We start from the raw sequence: 16487 nt of genomic DNA, 5'->3' as shown, positions 1-16487 counted from the left end.
GGAACTTCTTCTCGCGCGCGTAACGGTTCACCAGACCCGTCATCGCCGCACGGAAGCCCTCCTCGTGCGTACCGCCCTCGTGCGTGTGGATCGTGTTCGCGAAGGAGTACACACCCTCCGTGTACTGCGAATTCCACTGCATCGCGATCTCGACCGAGAGCATGCGCTCCTTGTCCTCGGCCTCGACATCGATGACGGTCGGGTGAATCAGCTCACCCTTGCGCGAGTTCAGGTACTTCACGAAGTCGACGATGCCGCCCTCGTAGTGGTACTTCACCGTCCGCGCCGGCTGCTCCTCGGCCGCCTCGGCGTCGGGGTCGTCGGCGTTCATCGTCGCCTTGGCCGACTCACGCTCGTCCGTGAGCGTCAGAGTCAGGCCCTTGTTGAGGAAGGCCATCTCCTGGAAGCGGCGCGCGAGCGTCTCGAAGGAGTAGTCGGTGGTCTCGAAGACGTCCGGATCGGCCCAGAACGTCACCGTGGTGCCGGAGTCCTCCACCCGCTCGTGCTGCGCGAGGGGAGCGGTGGGCACACCGAGCTTGTACTCCTGCGTCCAGCGGTAGCCGTCGCGCTTGATGTCCACGGCGAGCCTGGTGGACAGCGCGTTGACCACGGAGACACCCACACCATGCAGACCGCCCGACACGGCGTATCCGCCGCCGCCGAACTTGCCGCCCGCGTGCAGGACAGTGAGCACGACCTCGACAGCCGGCTTCTTCTCGACAGGATGGAGATCCACCGGGATACCACGGCCGTTGTCGACGACGCGCACGCCGCCGTCGGCCAGGATCGTGACATCGATCGTGTCCGCGTGGCCGGCCAGAGCCTCGTCGACGGAGTTGTCGACGACCTCCTGCACAAGGTGGTGAAGACCACGCTCACCGGTCGAGCCGATGTACATGCCGGGGCGCTTGCGGACCGCGTCCAGACCCTCGAGGACGGTGATCGCGCTCGCGTCGTAGGCCGAGGCGTTCGCCGTCACCTCGCCCGCGTCGGCAGCAGTGGAAGGAATGTTCTCGTTGGGGTCGCCGGAATCGGCCACGAAGCGCCCTTTCTGGCACAGCACGGGCCGAAACCCCGACAAACGGGACCGGCCGCGTCGTTCTGTATAAGTCGACGTGTCCCGCAAGCGGGCGGGATTGTCCACCAGTCTACCGGTAGCGCGGACACTCATGGGGGTTTGCCGGTACCTGAGTACCCATGTGCCGTCCTGAACCGGCGCCGTCCGACTCCCCATATCCGGGAAGGGGCTCCAAGAGGCTCACACGGGCATCCAGCGCTTCCAGCTGTCAAGCACCCGCCACCGTGAGCGACACCTCACCCGGACACCCGCCCCCAGCCACTTCTCACCCGTACGTATCCCCAGGGCCCGTACTCCCCGGAGCCCGCAGCGCACCGAAACGACGCGGCGGACCACCCGGCCCCCAGATCTTGATCACCCGCACCGTGTCCCGCCCCAGATCAGCGTTCAACCGGGTCAACAGCTCCCGCTGCATCAACCGCAACTGCGTCGCCCACGCCGTCGAATCACACTGCACCGTGAGAACCCGCTCGTCCTCGTCATACCGCTGCGGCACACAGTGCTTCGCCAGACCCCCGCCCACGATCTCCGGCCACCGGCCCATCACACCGCCGACCGCCATCGGCATCTCCCAGCCGCGCTCCGTCTTCAACCGGTCCAGCGCCGCACCCAACGCCAACGGATCACGACCGTCCGCCCCCGAACCCGACCGCAACCCCCCACCACGCCGCGCCTGCCTCTTCTGCTGCGCCGCCGCCCCCCGCGCCCGCGCCTGCTCCTTCGCCGCACGCAACGCCACCCGCGCCAGATCAACCCCCGTCGACTGGGGCACCTCCGGCGCCTTCGCCTGCTCAGGCACCCTCAACGGCTCCTGAGGCAGCTCCCCACCCACCCCACCCGCACCGCTCGTCCCACCCAACCCGCTCATACCCGCGCCACCTCGCCGCCGGACACCACATACCGCGCCCCCGACAGCACACCCGGCACATCGTCATCCACCGCAGCCGTCACCAACACCTGCTCACCCGGCGCCACCAGCTCCGCCAGCCGCTCCCGCCGCCGCGCATCCAGCTCCGCGAACACGTCATCGAGCACCAGCACCGGCTCATTGCCCTCGCCACGCAGCAGATCGTACGAAGCAAGCCGCAGCGACAGCGCGTACGACCACGACTCACCATGACTGGCATAACCCTTCGCCGGCAGCTGCCCCAGCTTCAGCACAAGATCATCCCGATGCGGACCGACCAACGTCACACCCCGCTCGATCTCCTGCTTCCGCGCCTCCGCCAACGCCGCCAACAGCAGCTCGTACAACTCCTCACGCGTCTGACCAGCACCGACGCCCCCACCGACCGAACTCCGGTACTCCAACAACACCGGACCCCCACCCGGCGCCAGCTGCTCGTACGCCTTGTCCGTCATCGGCTGCAACGTCGCGATCAGATCCAGCCGCTGCGCCAGCAGCTCCGCACCCACCTGAGCCAGATGCTGGTCCCACACATCCAGCGTCGACATGTCCATCGACCGGCCACCGTGCCGACGCGCCATCGCCGCCGACTTCAACAACGTGTTCCGCTGCTTCAGCACCCGCTCGTAATCCGACCGCACACCCGCCATCCGCGGCGACCGCGCCGTGATCAGCTCATCGAGGAACCGCCGCCGCTCACCCGGATCACCCTTCACCAGAGCCAGATCCTCCGGCGCGAACAGCACCGTCCGTACGATCCCCAGCACATCACGCGGCCTGACCTGCGACGACCTGTTGATACGCGCCCGATTCGCCCGGCCCGGATTCAGCTCAAGCTCCACCAGCTGCTGCCGCTCGCCCTGCGTCACCGCCGCCCGGATCACCGCCCGCTCCGCGCCCATCCGCACCAGCGGCGCATCCGAAGCGACCCGGTGACTGCCGAGCGTCGCCAGATAACCGACCGCCTCGACAAGATTCGTCTTGCCCTGCCCGTTCGCCCCCACGAACACGGAAACGCCCGGATCGAGAGGGACCTCGACCCGGGCGTACGAGCGGAAGTCGGCCAGCGACAGATGCGTGACGTGCATGGCGTGCGCCGACCTTCTCCCAGCTCTGAGCTGCTTACTTCTTCGACTCGACCGCGTGACCACCGAACTGGTTGCGCAGAGCGGCGATCATCTTCATCTGCGGGGAGTCCTCCTGACGCGAAGCGAACCGCGCGAACAGCGACGCCGTGATCGCGGGCAGCGGCACCGCGTTGTCGATCGCCGCCTCCACCGTCCAGCGGCCCTCACCCGAGTCCGCGGCGAACCCACGCAGACCCTCAAGGTGCTCGTCGTCGTCCAGCGCGTTGACCGCCAGGTCCAGCAGCCAGGAACGGATGACCGTCCCCTCCTGCCAGGACCGGAAGACCTCACGCACGTCGGTGACGGAGTCGACCTTCTCCAGCAGCTCCCAGCCCTCGGCGTACGCCTGCATCATGGCGTACTCGATGCCGTTGTGAACCATCTTCGCGAAGTGGCCGGCGCCGACCTTGCCCGCGTGCACCGAACCGAACTCGCCCGCCGGCTTCAGCGCGTCGAAGACCGGCTGGACCTTCGCCACGTTCTCCGCGTCGCCGCCGTACATCAGCGCGTAGCCGTTCTCCAGGCCCCACACACCACCCGAAACGCCGCAGTCGACGAAACCGATGCCCTTGAGGCCCAGCTCCACCGCGTGCTTCTCATCGTCCGTCCAGCGGGAGTTCCCGCCGTCCACGACCACGTCGCCCGGCTCCAGCAGCTCGGCCAGCTCGTCGATCGTCGACTGGGTCGCGGCACCGGCCGGAACCATCACCCACACCACACGCGGGCCCTTGAGCTTGGCCACAAGCTCCTCAAGGCTGTGGACATCGGCGACGTCCGGGTTGCGGTCGTAACCGATGACGGTGTGGCCTGCGCGGCGGATGCGCTCACGCATGTTGCCGCCCATTTTGCCGAGGCCGACGAGACCGAACTCCATCAGAGATTCCTTAAGCGTTGTGGCGATTCGTACCCGAGACCGAGCCTACGCCCGGCCCGCAGAGGCCTCAGCCCGAGAGCCGCACCGGCATGATCAGGTACTTGTACGCCTCATCCGCCTCGGCATCGACCGCGGGCCTGCCACTGAGCAGCGCCGGCTTCGTCGACGTGGTGAAGGACAGCTGGGCGACCGGCGAGTCGATCGCGCTCAGGCCGTCCAGCAGGAAGGTCGGGTTGAAGGCGATCGAGATGTCGTCGCCCTCCAGGTTCGCGTCGACCCGCTCCACAGCCTGTGCGTCGTCGCTCGAACCCGCTTCGAGGATCAGCACGCCCTGCTCGAAGCTGAGCCGCACCGGAGTGTTCCGCTCCGCCACCAGCGCCACACGCTTGACGGCCTCGACGAACGGGGCGGTCTCGATGACGGCGATCGAGTTGAACTCGGTCGGGAAGAGCGTCCGGTACTTCGGCAGATCGCCCTCGAGCAGACGGGTCGTCGTACGCCGGCCCGAGCCCTCGAAACCGATCAGACCCTCACCGGCACCAGAGCTGGACAGCGCGAGGGTGACCGTGTCACCGCTGGTCAGCGACTTGGCGGTGTCCAGCAGAGTCTTGGCGGGCACCAGCGCGACGGCGGAAGCCTCCGGGTCCTCCGGCTTCCACATGAACTCGCGGACCGCGAAGCGGTAGCGGTCGGTCGAGGCCAGCGTGACCCTGTCGCCCTCGATCTCGATCCGTACGCCGGTGAGCACCGGAAGCGTGTCGTCGCGGCCGGCGGCGATGGCCACCTGGGCGGCGGCGGAGGCGAAGACCTCACCGGGAACGGTGCCGGTCGCGGTCGGCATCTGCGGCAGCGCCGGGTACTCCTCCACGGGAAGCGTGTGGAGTGTGAACCGCGAGGAGCCGCAGACCACGGTCGCCCGTACACCGTCTGTGGAAATCTCCACCGGACGGTTCGGCAGGGCGCGGCAGATGTCGGCGAGGAGCCGGCCGGAGACGAGAACGGTGCCGTCCTCCTCCACGTCCGCCTCGACCGAGACCCGCGCCGAGACCTCGTAGTCGAAGCCGGAGAGACTCAGCGCGCCGTCCTCGGCCTTCAGAAGAAGGCCCGCGAGAACGGGGACCGGCGGACGGGCCGGAAGGCTGCGAGCCGTCCAGGCCACCGCCTCCGCGAGTACATCGCGCTCAACCCGGATCTTCACCGGAACCGCCTCCTGCTTGTTGCTGGCTCGCCCTGCTGGCCGTCGTCGTCTGGGGTCGTCTGGCTGTGTTGCCGGGGACCAGTCTGACGCACGGCACCGACAGTCGGTGCGGCTCGGGGTCAAGTCGTGGCGAGAGGCGTCGCCGGCTCCGGGCCCAAGTTGTGCACAGGCCCTTCTTCCAAGCGAATTCCGAGCTAACTCTAAGTGGGAGTAGTAGTAGGGCCTGTGGAAACGGTGGATAACCCCGTTTGCGCAGGTCAAGCCCACTTTTTTGTCCACTGCGCCTGTGGGCGGAGCCGGTGGACAACTCGGTGTTTCTGTGGACGCCCGAAAGTTACACACACTCGGTGCACAGGCAGGGGTGACTTCTCCCCAGCGCTGTCCCCAGCTTTACCCATGTTCCCCACAGCCCAACCGACCTCCTTGGTGTGACCGCTTTCACTCGCGCCGGTGAGAGCCCGTGTTTCGTTGCCGAACAGTGGACAGAGGTGTGGATTAGCTGTGCACAAGACGGTCCAGCCTGTGGGCCGCCGGTGGACAACCAAGATCCGCCCCTGTGGACAGATTTTCTGTCCACACCCTGTGGACGATGCTTGACCACAAATCCACAACCACCTGACCTGGGGTGATGAAGTCTCAGGAACCGCACCTGTGGACCCAATCTGGACAACTTCTGGGTCCCCAGGGTGTGGACGGAACATCCTGCCCTGTTCTGTGGAGAACGGAGTCCCACGGGCACGTATTCGAACACCGTGAAGGCGCGGAACGACGAAGGGCGCCCCGGGAGTTCGTCCCGGGACGCCCTTCGGAGGCGATGCGCAGACCGTTCCTGCGCCGCGTCAGCCGTTCTTGATGCGGTTCGTGAGCTCGGTGACCTGGTTGTAGATGGAGCGCCGTTCCGCCATGAGCGCGCGGATCTTGCGGTCGGCGTGCATCACGGTCGTATGGTCGCGGCCGCCGAACTGGGCACCGATCTTGGGCAGCGAGAGATCCGTCAGCTCACGGCACAGGTACATCGCGATCTGCCGGGCCGTCACGAGAACGCGGCTGCGGGACGACCCGCAGAGGTCCTCCACCGTCAGCCCGAAGTAGTCCGCGGTGGCCGCCATGATGGCGCTCGCCGTGATCTCGGGAGAGGCGTCCTCACCGCCGGGGATCAGGTCCTTGAGCACGATCTCGGTGAGGCCGAGATCCACCGGCTGCCGGTTGAGGGACGCGAACGCCGTCACGCGGATCAGCGCACCCTCCAGCTCGCGGATGTTGCGCGAGATGCGGGACGCGATGAACTCCAGCACCTCCGGCGGGGCGTTGAGCTGCTCCTGCACCGCCTTCTTGCGGAGGATCGCGATGCGCGTCTCCAGCTCGGGCGGCTGTACGTCGGTGGTCAGGCCCCACTCGAAGCGGTTGCGCAGCCGGTCCTCCAAGGTCACCAGCTGCTTGGGCGGCCGGTCCGAGGACAGCACGATCTGCTTGTTCGCGTTGTGGAGCGTGTTGAAGGTGTGGAAGAACTCCTCCTGCGTCGACTCCTTGCTCGCCAGGAACTGGATGTCGTCGACGAGCAGGATGTCCACGTCGCGGTAGCGCTTGCGGAAGGCGTCGCCCTTGCCGTCGCGGATGGAGTTGATGAACTCGTTGGTGAACTCCTCGGAGCTCACGTACCGCACGCGCGTGCCGGGGTAGAGGCTCCGCGCGTAGTGCCCGATCGCGTGCAGCAGGTGCGTCTTGCCGAGCCCGGACTCGCCGTAGATGAAGAGCGGGTTGTACGCCTTGGCCGGCGCTTCGGCCACGGCGACTGCGGCCGCGTGTGCGAAGCGGTTGGACGAGCCGATGACGAAGGTGTCGAAGAGGTACTTGGGGTTGAGGCGGGCGTGCGGCTCGCCGGGGCCCGGTGTGGAGGCCTGCGCGGCCAGGGGCCCGGGGGCGCCGCCGGACTGCATCGAGGAGCCGGGGCCGCCGCCGCGGTGGGGGGCGGGCTGGTCCTGGTGGTCGCGGCGCTCGGGGCGTTCGTGGCGGGAGGGCTGGTCGTAGTGCGGCTGCTCGTACTGCTGGTGCTCGGGCGCCTGCTGCCGGTAGTCGTGCTGCTGCGGGCGGGTGGCGTACGGGTCGCGCTCCTGGTATCCGCCGAGCCGGGGCTGCTGCCAGCCGTGGTCCTCCTGCGGGCGGGGCCAGGAGCCCTGCTCGTGGCGGGGCTGCCGGTAGTCGGGATAGGCGGGCCTGGCGGTCGGCAGGTCGTCGGACGGCGGCCGGTGTCCGTACGTGTCGTACGACTCGTGCTGTGGCTGCTGCTGCGGGGCCGGCTCCGCAGCGGAGTCGTCGACGGTGATCGCGATCCGGATGGGGCGGCCGCACTCACGGCTCAGCGTCTCGCTGATGAGCGGTGCGAGCCGGCCTTCGAGGACGCGCTTGCCCCATTCGTTGGGGACGGCGAGCAGCGCGGTGTCGGCGACAAGGGCGAGCGGCTGGCAGCGCTCGATCCACTGTTTGTCCTTGGGTTCGATCCCCTGCTGGCCCTCTCCGAGGAGATGCTCCAGCACTCGTGGCCACACTGCGGCAAGATCGGCAGGTACGTCAGCCACAGGGCACGCTCTCTCACAGGTCCCACGAAGGTGTGGTTCTTGGGACGGGATGGGAAGGACAGGCAAGGACACAACGGATAAGAATCCAAGTTCATGCACGGTAGTCGCGGGTCCTTACGTGCATCAAGTTGTTGTCCACAGCCTGTGCATAGTGGACCCTGGTGAAGGGTCGGTTTGACCGGATGGCGTAGCCGCGCGTACCGTGACCAGGTCGAGTTGTCGATGGCTGCTGCCGCCTGCCTCCGATGGGCAAAGATCACGGTCTGTGATCGTGAAGCGGTGCACACGGGCGTTGCGAGCTTCCTCGTGGGCGCACGGTGACAGCCAGGCGATGCCCCGCCACCACACCACTTCTGGAGCCCCCGAGTGAGCAAGCGCACCTTCCAGCCGAACAACCGTCGTCGCGCCAAGACCCACGGTTTCCGTCTCCGCATGCGGACGCGTGCCGGTCGCGCCATCCTGGCGACTCGCCGTGGCAAGGGCCGCACGCGCCTTTCCGCCTGATCACCTACAGGTCATGACGTGCTGCCTACCGAGAATCGGCTGAGGCGGCGCGAGGACTTCGCGACCGCGGTACGCCGAGGACGCCGGGCCGGGCGCCCGCTCCTCGTCGTCCATCTGCGAAGTAGCGGTGCAACGGACCCGCACGCGTCTGGGGAGAGCGTTCCCCAGCCGCGTGCGGGTTTCGTCGTCAGCAAAGCCGTTGGCAACGCTGTCGTACGGAACCTGGTGAAGCGCAGGCTTCGCCACCTGGTCCGGGACCGTCTGTCGGAGCTGCCCCCCGGTAGCCTGGTTGTCGTACGGGCGTTGCCCGGATCAGGTGATGCCGACCATGCACAGCTGGCCCGAGACCTGGATGCCGCGCTTGAGCGGTTGCTGGGAGGGGGCGCGCGATGAAGTACCCGCTGCTGGCTCTGATCAAGCTGTACCAGTGGACGATCAGTCCGTTGCTCGGGCCTGTCTGCCGGTACTACCCGTCGTGTTCTCACTACGGGTTTACGGCCATCGACCGGCACGGTGCGGTCAAGGGCACGGCTCTGACCGCCTGGCGCATTCTGCGGTGCAATCCGTGGTCGCCGGGCGGTGTGGACCATGTTCCGCCTCGCCGGCGTCCGCGTTGGCACGAAGCGCTGCGCAATGCGTGGAGCGGCAGCCGCGGCAGCAAGGGCGGGCAGCACTCCGCCGCTGAGATCAACCCGGCCGCAGAGACCTCGCCCAATGCTCAAGGAGCCTGATTAGTGGACACGATTGCCAGTCTGTTCAGCTTTATCACCACCCCAGTTTCCTGGATCATCGTCCAGTTCCACACGATGTACGGCGCGGTCTTCGGGCCTGACACGGGCTGGGCCTGGGGTCTGTCCATCGTGTCCCTGGTGGTGCTGATCCGGATCTGTCTGATCCCGCTGTTCGTGAAGCAGATCAAGTCGACGCGTGGCATGCAGGCGCTCCAGCCTGAGATGAAGAAGATCCAGGAGCGCTACAAGAACGACAAGCAGCGTCAGTCCGAAGAGATGATGAAGCTGTACAAGGAGACGGGTACCAACCCGTTGTCCTCGTGCCTTCCCATCCTGGCGCAGTCGCCGTTCTTCTTTGCCCTGTACCACGTGCTGAGCAAGATCTCCTCGGGTGACGAGATCGGTGTGCTCAACCAGAACCTGGTCGACAGCGCCCGTGAGGCCCACATCTTCGGCGCCCCGATCGCGGCGAAGTTCATGGACAGCACGGAGAAGGTCGCTGCCCTCCAGGCTTCGCTGACCGATGTGCGCATCGTCACCGCGGTCATGATCGTTCTGATGTCGGCGTCGCAGTTCTACACGCAGCGCCAGCTGATGACGAAGAACGTCGACCTGACGGTCAAGACGCCGTTCATGCAGCAGCAGAAGATGCTGATGTACATCTTCCCGGTCATGTTCGCCGTCATGGGCATCAACTTCCCCGTCGGTGTCCTCGTCTACTGGCTGACCACCAACGTGTGGACCATGGGCCAGCAGATGTACGTGATCCACGGGAACCCCACTCCGGGCAGCAAGGCGCAGGCTCAGCTGCTGGAGCGGATGCAGAAGTCGATCGTCAAGCACGGCAAGGTCCGCAGCCGGCGTGAGCGCAATGTCATCAAGCAGATCGCTGCCAAGGGCCGTGAGCGCAACGAGGCCGAGCGCAGGTTCGTCAAGGGTCTTGGTCTGGCGCGGCTGACGGTGCAGCCTGACGGCACGGTGGCGAAGGGTGAGCCCGAGGTCGAGACCGAGGACGGTACGACGTTGGATTCCGGCCCGAAGCGGCAGCAGCCCAAGCGTCTGACCAAGGCGCAGCGTCAGGCCGCCGCCGCCGAGTCCGCGGCGAAGACGTCGTTGCAGAAGGAAGAGCCGGAGGACAAGCCCAAGACGGCCGGCAAGTCTTCTTCCGGTTCCGCACGCCAAGCCAAATCCGGGCAGCGCAAGGGCCAGCAGCGGCCCAAGCACCCGTCGAAGAAGTAATAAGGAGTCCATCCCGTGACGGAAGGCATCACCTCCGTGGCCGCTGAGGGTGGCGACACCCTGACCCGCCTCGAGCAGGAAGGGGAGATCGCGGCCGATTATCTTGAGGGACTGCTCGACATCACCGACCTCGACGGCGACATCGACATGGATGTCGAGGCCGACCGGGCTGCGGTCTCGATCATCAGTGATACGGGTAGCCGTGACCTGCAGAAGCTCGTGGGGCGCGACGGTGAGGTCCTGGAGGCGCTTCAGGAGCTGACGCGTCTCGCTGTGCACCGCGAGACCGGGGACCGCAGTCGGCTGATGCTGGACATCGCGGGGTTCCGGGCCAAGCGGCGTGAGGAGCTCGCGGAGCTCGGCGCCAAGGCTGCGGACGAGGTGAAGGGCACCGGGGCGCCGGTGAAGCTTGACCCCATGACGCCGTTCGAGCGCAAGGTCGTGCACGACGCGATTGCGGCCGCGGGTCTGCGCAGTGAGTCCGAGGGCGAAGAGCCGGAGCGTTTCGTCGTTGTTCTCCCGGCCTGACCGGCCTCGTCACGTCTGTCGGCCCCGTCTGTTCGCAGGCGGGGCCGATCTTTGTCAGCCTGTTAGTCAGCCATCAGTTCGGTAGCGCGGTACGGAAGGACGGTCCCCGTGACGGAGGAAGCAGAGCTTCCCCAGGCGCCTGAAGAGGCACGGGCGGTATTCGGTGAGTACTTTCCAGCGGCTGTCCGGTACGCGGAACTCCTCGCGGACGCCGGCGTCAAGCGAGGACTGATCGGTCCTCGCGAGGTGCCGCGACTGTGGGAGCGGCACTTGCTGAACTGTGCGGTGCTCTCTGAGGTGGTCCCGGAAGGTGTCACGGTATGTGATGTGGGTTCGGGGGCGGGGCTTCCTGGCATTCCGCTGGCGCTGGTGCGCCCGGACCTGAAGATCACTCTCCTTGAGCCGCTGCTGCGGCGTACGAACTTCCTCCAGGAGGTCGTCGAGCTGCTGGGTCTGGAGCACGTGACGGTGGTGCGTGGCCGTGCGGAGGAAGTTCTGGGGAAGCTGCCGCCGGTTCATGTGGTGACGGCCCGGGCGGTGGCACCGCTGGACCGGCTGGCGGGCTGGGGCGTTCCCCTGTTGCGTCCGTACGGGGAGATGCTGGCGCTCAAGGGTGACACCGCCGAGGAGGAGCTCAAGAGCACACGTTCCGCACTGAGCAAGCTCGGTGTGGTGAAGACGGAAGTGCTTCAGGTGGGCGAGGGGGTGGTGAACCCGCTGTCCACGGTGGTGCGTGTGGAGGTGGGGGAGAGCCCCGGCGGGGTGAGGTTCGCGGCCAAGCGGGCCAAGGCCGCGCGGCCGTCGCGTACGCGTCGACGGCGATGATCTGCCCTGTTTATCAGCGATGCTCCATACAAGCTGCCATACGTACGCATTGCGGAGTGTCGTGAGGGCTTAGGTGCGCTGCCGGTGCATCGTGTTTCACGTGAAACGTCGCTCTCTGCTGCATGGAATCATCAGCCGCGGTCGTGCGGCTGCCGCACCGCGCGACCGCAGGCCCGTGAGGGGTACGGAGTTGTCCACAGAGGTGGATTCCTCCACAGAAGAACGGGCCTCGCTGGTTCATGACCCCGAAAGCATGGCAGGCTCTGTGCATTGCGAGCCTGAAGCCGAGGAGAGTGAATCGTTGCGGTCCGACGCCAACATCGCGGGACCGATGACCGACCCGGTCCCCGGTCCCCGATCCGAATCGGTGGGGGAGGATGTTTCACGTGAAACACCGCCCCCTATGGACGACACCCCCATTGGTCGCGCTGCCCAGCTGGCGGTAGAAGCTCTCGGCCGTGCCGGTGAGGGTCTGCCCCGTCCTGAGCAGACCCGCATCATGGTGGTGGCCAACCAGAAGGGCGGCGTCGGGAAGACCACGTCGACGGTCAACCTTGCTGCTTCGCTCGCGCTGCACGGCGCGCGTGTTCTGGTGGTCGATCTCGACCCGCAGGGCAACGCTTCCACGGCACTGGGCATCGACCATCACGCCGAAGTGCCCTCGATCTATGACGTCCTGGTCGACAGCAGGCCGCTCTCCGAAGTGGTCCAGCCGGTCCCGGACGTCGAAGGTCTCTTCTGCGCGCCGGCGACCATCGATCTCGCCGGTGCGGAGATCGAGCTGGTGTCGCTGGTGGCGCGGGAGAGCCGCTTGCAGCGGGCGATCCAGGCGTACGAGCAGCCGTTGGATTACATCCTCATCGACTGCCCGCCCTCGCTGGGCCTGCTGACCGTCAATGCGATGGTCGCCGGCGCGGAGGTGCTGATCCCCATTCAGTGCGAGTACTACGCGCTCGAAGGGCTGGGGCAGCTTCTTCGGAACGTCGATCTGGTGCGGGGGCATCTCAACCCGGACCTGCATGTGTCGACGATTCTGCTGACCATGTACGACGGAAGGACCCGGCTCGCCTCTCAGGTGGCCGACGAAGTGCGTACTCACTTCGGTAAGGAGGTGCTCAAGACGAGCATCCCGCGGTCGGTTCGCATCTCGGAAGCGCCGAGCTACGGGCAGACCGTGCTCACCTATGACCCGGGGTCCAGTGGATCCCTGTCGTACCTCGAAGCGGCTCGTGAGATCGCGCTGCGGGGTGTCGGGGTGCACTACGACCCGCAGCATGCCCACGTGGGCAGCCAGAACAGCCAGCAGAGCATGTCGGAGGGGATCCAGTGAGTGACCGACGTAGAGGATTGGGGCGTGGGCTCGCCGCGCTGATCCCGGCCGCTTCGCAGGAGACGTCGAGCCCGCCCGTAGGGTCGGCTTCGACGTCTCCCGGGGCAGTGCCGGTGCTGACCGCGGAGCGGGGGGTGGCGGCCGCGAAGGTGACTTCGCTTCCTGTGACTCCCGTTTCACGTGAAACGCAAGCTCCCCTGCAGGCGCGGGAGTCGGAGCCGGCAGAGCTCGACGAGGTAGCCGGGGTGCACTTCGCCGAGCTTCCGCTGGACTCCATCAAGCCGAACTCCCGGCAGCCGCGTGAGGTGTTCGACGAGGACGCTCTCGCGGAGCTGGTCACCTCCATCAAGGAGGTGGGGCTTCTCCAGCCCGTCGTTGTGCGGCAGCTGGGGCCCGAGCGCTATGAGCTCATCATGGGCGAGCGTCGCTGGCGGGCCTGCCGGGAAGCAGGGCTGGAGAGGATCCCCGCGATCGTCCGGGCCACGGAGGACGAGAAGCTGCTCCTCGACGCCTTGCTGGAGAACCTGCACAGGGCGCAGCTCAACCCGCTGGAAGAGGCAGCGGCGTACGACCAGCTGCTCAAGGACTTCAACTGCACGCACGACCAGCTGGCGGACCGGATCGGTCGCTCGCGCCCGCAGGTCTCCAACACGCTTCGCCTGCTGAGGTTGTCGCCTTCGGTTCAGCGCAGGGTGGCGGCGGGTGTGCTGTCCGCCGGGCATGCGCGGGCGCTGCTCGGCGTGGAGGATTCCGAGGAGCAGGACCGTCTGGCGCACCGCATCGTGGCCGAGGGGCTGTCCGTGCGGGCGGTCGAGGAGATCGTCACTCTGATGGGCTCACCTCCGCAGAGCTCTCCCAAGGCGAAGGGGCCACGTGCTGGTGCCAGGTTGTCGCCTGCGCTGTCCGGTCTTGCCTCCCGGCTCTCCGACCGGTTCGAGACCCGGGTGAAGGTCGACCTGGGGCAGAAGAAGGGCAAGATCGTCGTCGAGTTCGCGTCGATGGACGATTTGGAACGGATCCTCGGGACGCTGGCCCCCGGCGAGGGGCGGGTCCTGCAGAAGGGGCTCACCGAAGAGGTCGCTGCGGACGGCGAGAGCTGAACTCTGGCCGGAAGCTGTTTGCGGGGCGGGCCGTGTCCGGAGCAATCTGGAACACGACCCGCCCTTTGCTGTCTCTCGGTATCCGTCCGATCGCGGGGTGGATACGATGCGTTCTGGTACGGCGCATCCACCTTGGTTCACTTTGAGAGGGAGGGCGGGGGCCATGCGATCGGTGAGTCGCAGCCAACTGGTCACAGCGGGTCTGAGTCTGGGAGCGGTCGGCGGGTTCGTCGGCAGTCTGCTCCGGGAACGTGGCGCGCTGGCAGCCGCCCGTGACGCGGCAGGGGAAGGAAGCGAGGAACATCCTTCATGGGACGTCGGCTCGTACCGCTCACGTTGGACAATCTTCCGGACCTCCCCGAGCGCTGCCGGTCCTGCGTCTTCTGGGAACTTGATCCAGTCAGTGGAGAAGCAGCGGTAAAGGCGGGCACTCCGGAGCTGGAGAAGGAAGCCTGGATCTCGGCTGTCCTGCTGGAGTGGGGGTCGTGCGGGCGGGTCGTCTACGTCGACGAGGCTCCTGTGGGGTTCGTGCTGTACGCGCCGCCGGCATACGTGCCGCGGTCGACGGCCTTTCCGACCAGCCCCGTGTCGCCGGACGCTGTGCAGTTGATGACGGCCTGGATCATGCCGAGCTATCAGGGGCAGGGGCTGGGGCGCGTCATGGTGCAGACCGTCGCCAAGGACTTGCTGCGCAGAGGATTCAAGGCCATCGAGGCCTTTGGCAACGCCCGCTGGACGGAGCCCGCTTGTCTGTTGCCGGCGGAGCATCTGCTGTCGGTCGGCTTCAAGACCGTACGCCCGCATCCGCTGCATCCCCGGCTGAGGCTGGAGTTGCGGACGACGCTTTCCTGGAAGGAAGACGTCGAGCTTGCTCTCGACAGGCTGCTGGGGGCGGTCCAGAAGGAGCCGGTGCTCCGTCCGCTGTAAGGGTGCTGAAAACGTGTGTGGGCTCATCCCGGTCAGGGATGAGCCCACACACGTTTCACGTGAAACAAGGAGCCGGCGGTCAGGCCTTGGTGGCCTCTTCGCCGATGAAGTCGCCAAGGTCGCGCAGGAGGGCGGCCTTCGGCTTGGCGCCGACGATGGTCTTGGTGACCTCGCCGTCCTGGTAGACGTTCAGCGTCGGGATGGACATGACGCCGTACTTGGCTGCGGTGGCCGGGTTCTGATCGATGTTGAGCTTGACGATCTCGATCTGGTCGCCGTGCTCGGCCGCGATCGCTTCGAGCGACGGGGCGATCTGGCGGCACGGGCCGCACCATTCGGCCCAGAAGTCCACCAGTACGGGCTTGTCGCTCTTGAGGACGTCCTCCTCAAAGGATGCGTCGGTCACGTTCTTCAAGGTGCCGGCCACGGCAGCCTCCTTAACTTCGGGGTGGGGTGTGGGGTGCGGGAGGGAAGGTCAGGCGGCTGCGGTCTTCTCCGGCTCGGCCACCTTGTCGGTGTCGGCCAGAGCCGCCAGGAAACGCTCCGCGTCGAGTGCGGCCGAGCAGCCGGTGCCGGCGGCCGTGATGGCCTGCCGGTAGGTGTGGTCGACGACGTCACCGGCGGCGAAGACACCGGTGAGGTTCGTGCGCGTCGACGGTGCGTCGACCTTTACGTAGCCCTCGTCGTCCAGCTCCAGCTGGCCCTTGAACAGCTCGGTGCGCGGGTCGTGGCCCACGGCGATGAACAGTCCGGTGACGGCCAGCGGAGTGATCTCACCGGTCTTGGTGTCCCGCAGCGTCAGGCCCGAGAGCTTCTGGTCGCCCTGGAGCTCGGCGACCGAGCTGTCCCAGGCGAACTTGATCTTCGGGTCGGCGAAGGCGCGGTCCTGCATGGCCTTGGAGGCGCGCAGGGTGTCCCGGCGGTGGACGATGGTGACGGACTTGGCGAAGCGGGAGAGGAAGGTTGCCTCCTCCATCGCGGTGTCGCCGCCGCCGACCACGGCGATGTCCTGGTCCTTGAAGAAGAACCCGTCGCAGGTGGCGCACCAGGAGACGCCGCGTCCGGAGAGGGCGTCCTCCTTGGGCAGGCCGAGCTTGCGGTGCTGGGAGCCCGTCGAGACGATGACCGCCTTGGCGCGGTGGACCGTGCCGGCGGTGTCGGTGACGGTCTTGATGTCGCCGGTGAGGTCGACGGACACGATGTCGTCCGGAACGAGCTCGGCGCCGAAGCGCTCGGCCTGGGCGCGCATGTTGTCCATCAGGTCGGGGCCCATGATGCCGTCGCGGAACCCGGGGAAGTTCTCCACGTCGGTGGTGTTCATCAGAGCACCGCCTGCGGTCACCGCACCCTCGAACACCAGCGGCTTCAACGACGCACGCGCGGTGTACAGCGCGGCGGTGTAGCCGGCGGGCCCGGAGCCGATGATGATCACGTTTCGGACGTCGCTCACGGGTTATTTCCTCGTCTCTGCGGACTGCCTGCTGCCTACTGGGGCCTGTCTAGGACTCTCACCCCACCCAACGGATCCTACGGGGCATGCATT

17 protein-coding genes are annotated in these 16487 nt (G+C 66.8%); 9 read left to right on the top strand and 8 right to left on the bottom strand.

Annotated elements, in window-relative coordinates:
* The 6 genes from J7E91_RS15385 to dnaA all read right to left on the bottom strand — a co-directional run.
* Positions 1–1063: ATP-binding protein (locus J7E91_RS15385; RefSeq protein ID WP_308376585.1), on the bottom strand; the 1063-nt coding region annotated here is incomplete at its 3' end.
* Between the two features lie 280 nt (positions 1064–1343).
* Positions 1344–1946, bottom strand: coding sequence for a DciA family protein (locus J7E91_RS15380; protein WP_214903918.1), 603 nt, complete (start codon positions 1944–1946; stop codon positions 1344–1346).
* Positions 1943–3073, bottom strand: a complete 1131-nt coding sequence (gene recF / locus J7E91_RS15375; protein ID WP_214903915.1) for a DNA replication/repair protein RecF — start codon at positions 3071–3073, stop codon at positions 1943–1945. The genes J7E91_RS15380 and recF overlap by 4 nt, the downstream gene beginning before the upstream one ends.
* 34 nt (positions 3074–3107) lie before the next feature.
* Complete coding sequence (gnd, locus tag J7E91_RS15370) at positions 3108–3986, bottom strand: phosphogluconate dehydrogenase (NAD(+)-dependent, decarboxylating) (protein WP_214903912.1); 879 nt, start codon at positions 3984–3986, stop codon at positions 3108–3110.
* A gap of 67 nt (positions 3987–4053) precedes the next feature.
* Entirely contained in the window at positions 4054–5184 is a 1131-nt protein-coding gene (gene dnaN, locus J7E91_RS15365) for a DNA polymerase III subunit beta (protein ID WP_214903909.1), read from the bottom strand.
* An 839-nt stretch (positions 5185–6023) separates the two neighbouring features.
* A complete protein-coding gene (dnaA, locus tag J7E91_RS15360; RefSeq protein ID WP_214903905.1) occupies positions 6024–7760 on the bottom strand; it encodes a chromosomal replication initiator protein DnaA in 1737 nt (578 codons plus the stop codon).
* 366 nt (positions 7761–8126) lie between these two features.
* Between dnaA and rpmH the strand changes: the two genes are divergently transcribed.
* The 9 genes from rpmH (at position 8127) to J7E91_RS15315 (ending at position 14944) form a co-directional block, all read left to right on the top strand.
* Complete coding sequence (gene rpmH, locus J7E91_RS15355; protein ID WP_078606731.1) at positions 8127–8264, top strand: 50S ribosomal protein L34; 138 nt, start codon at positions 8127–8129, stop codon at positions 8262–8264.
* 18 nt (positions 8265–8282) lie between these two features.
* A complete protein-coding gene (gene rnpA / locus J7E91_RS15350; protein ID WP_214903902.1) occupies positions 8283–8657 on the top strand; it encodes a ribonuclease P protein component in 375 nt (124 codons plus the stop codon).
* Positions 8654–8995 (top strand): membrane protein insertion efficiency factor YidD, encoded by a 342-nt coding sequence (gene yidD / locus J7E91_RS15345; RefSeq protein ID WP_028810690.1) that lies wholly within the window; start codon positions 8654–8656, stop codon positions 8993–8995. The genes rnpA and yidD overlap by 4 nt, the downstream gene beginning before the upstream one ends.
* 3 nt (positions 8996–8998) lie before the next feature.
* The gene (gene yidC, locus J7E91_RS15340; RefSeq protein ID WP_214903899.1) at positions 8999–10234 is read left to right on the top strand and encodes a membrane protein insertase YidC; all 1236 of its coding nucleotides are present in this window, start codon (positions 8999–9001) and stop codon (positions 10232–10234) included.
* Between the two features lie 15 nt (positions 10235–10249).
* A complete protein-coding gene (locus J7E91_RS15335) occupies positions 10250–10762 on the top strand; it encodes a R3H domain-containing nucleic acid-binding protein (protein WP_214903896.1) in 513 nt (170 codons plus the stop codon).
* A 108-nt stretch (positions 10763–10870) separates the two neighbouring features.
* Entirely contained in the window at positions 10871–11587 is a 717-nt protein-coding gene (gene rsmG / locus J7E91_RS15330) for a 16S rRNA (guanine(527)-N(7))-methyltransferase RsmG (RefSeq protein ID WP_028810693.1), read from the top strand.
* Between the two features lie 253 nt (positions 11588–11840).
* The gene (locus J7E91_RS15325) at positions 11841–12917 is read left to right on the top strand and encodes a ParA family protein (RefSeq protein WP_214903977.1); all 1077 of its coding nucleotides are present in this window, start codon (positions 11841–11843) and stop codon (positions 12915–12917) included.
* Positions 12914–14017, top strand: a complete 1104-nt coding sequence (locus tag J7E91_RS15320; protein ID WP_214903894.1) for a ParB/RepB/Spo0J family partition protein — start codon at positions 12914–12916, stop codon at positions 14015–14017. Before J7E91_RS15325 ends, J7E91_RS15320 begins: the two co-directional genes overlap by 4 nt.
* A 309-nt stretch (positions 14018–14326) precedes the next feature.
* Positions 14327–14944 (top strand): GNAT family N-acetyltransferase, encoded by a 618-nt coding sequence (locus J7E91_RS15315; protein WP_028810696.1) that lies wholly within the window; start codon positions 14327–14329, stop codon positions 14942–14944.
* A 79-nt stretch (positions 14945–15023) separates the two neighbouring features.
* Here the strand turns inward: J7E91_RS15315 and trxA are convergent, their stop codons facing one another.
* Both trxA and trxB read right to left on the bottom strand, forming a co-directional pair.
* The gene (trxA, locus tag J7E91_RS15310; RefSeq protein WP_214903892.1) at positions 15024–15371 is read right to left on the bottom strand and encodes a thioredoxin; all 348 of its coding nucleotides are present in this window, start codon (positions 15369–15371) and stop codon (positions 15024–15026) included.
* A 48-nt stretch (positions 15372–15419) separates the two neighbouring features.
* A complete protein-coding gene (gene trxB / locus J7E91_RS15305; protein WP_028810698.1) occupies positions 15420–16394 on the bottom strand; it encodes a thioredoxin-disulfide reductase in 975 nt (324 codons plus the stop codon).
* Positions 16395–16487: the final 93 nt, after the last annotated feature.

Origin of the sequence: Streptomyces sp. ISL-99 (assembly GCF_018614005.1) — a bacterium.
GTDB classification, from domain to species: domain Bacteria; phylum Actinomycetota; class Actinomycetes; order Streptomycetales; family Streptomycetaceae; genus Streptomyces; species Streptomyces flavidovirens.
Note: the sequence above shows the minus strand (reverse complement) of the source record. Positions and strands in the feature narration are given on the sequence as shown.

Coding starts and splice junctions, on each gene's coding strand:
- yidD (WP_028810690.1), top strand. CDS start 8,654: ATGAAGTACCCGCTGCTGGCTCTGATCAAGCTGTACCAGTGGACGATC.
- J7E91_RS15315 (WP_028810696.1), top strand. CDS start 14,327: ATGGGACGTCGGCTCGTACCGCTCACGTTGGACAATCTTCCGGACCTC.
- J7E91_RS15325 (WP_214903977.1), top strand. CDS start 11,841: ATGGCAGGCTCTGTGCATTGCGAGCCTGAAGCCGAGGAGAGTGAATCG.
- gnd (WP_214903912.1), bottom strand. CDS start 3,986: ATGGAGTTCGGTCTCGTCGGCCTCGGCAAAATGGGCGGCAACATGCGT.
- J7E91_RS15380 (WP_214903918.1), bottom strand. CDS start 1,946: ATGAGCGGGTTGGGTGGGACGAGCGGTGCGGGTGGGGTGGGTGGGGAG.
- recF (WP_214903915.1), bottom strand. CDS start 3,073: ATGCACGTCACGCATCTGTCGCTGGCCGACTTCCGCTCGTACGCCCGG.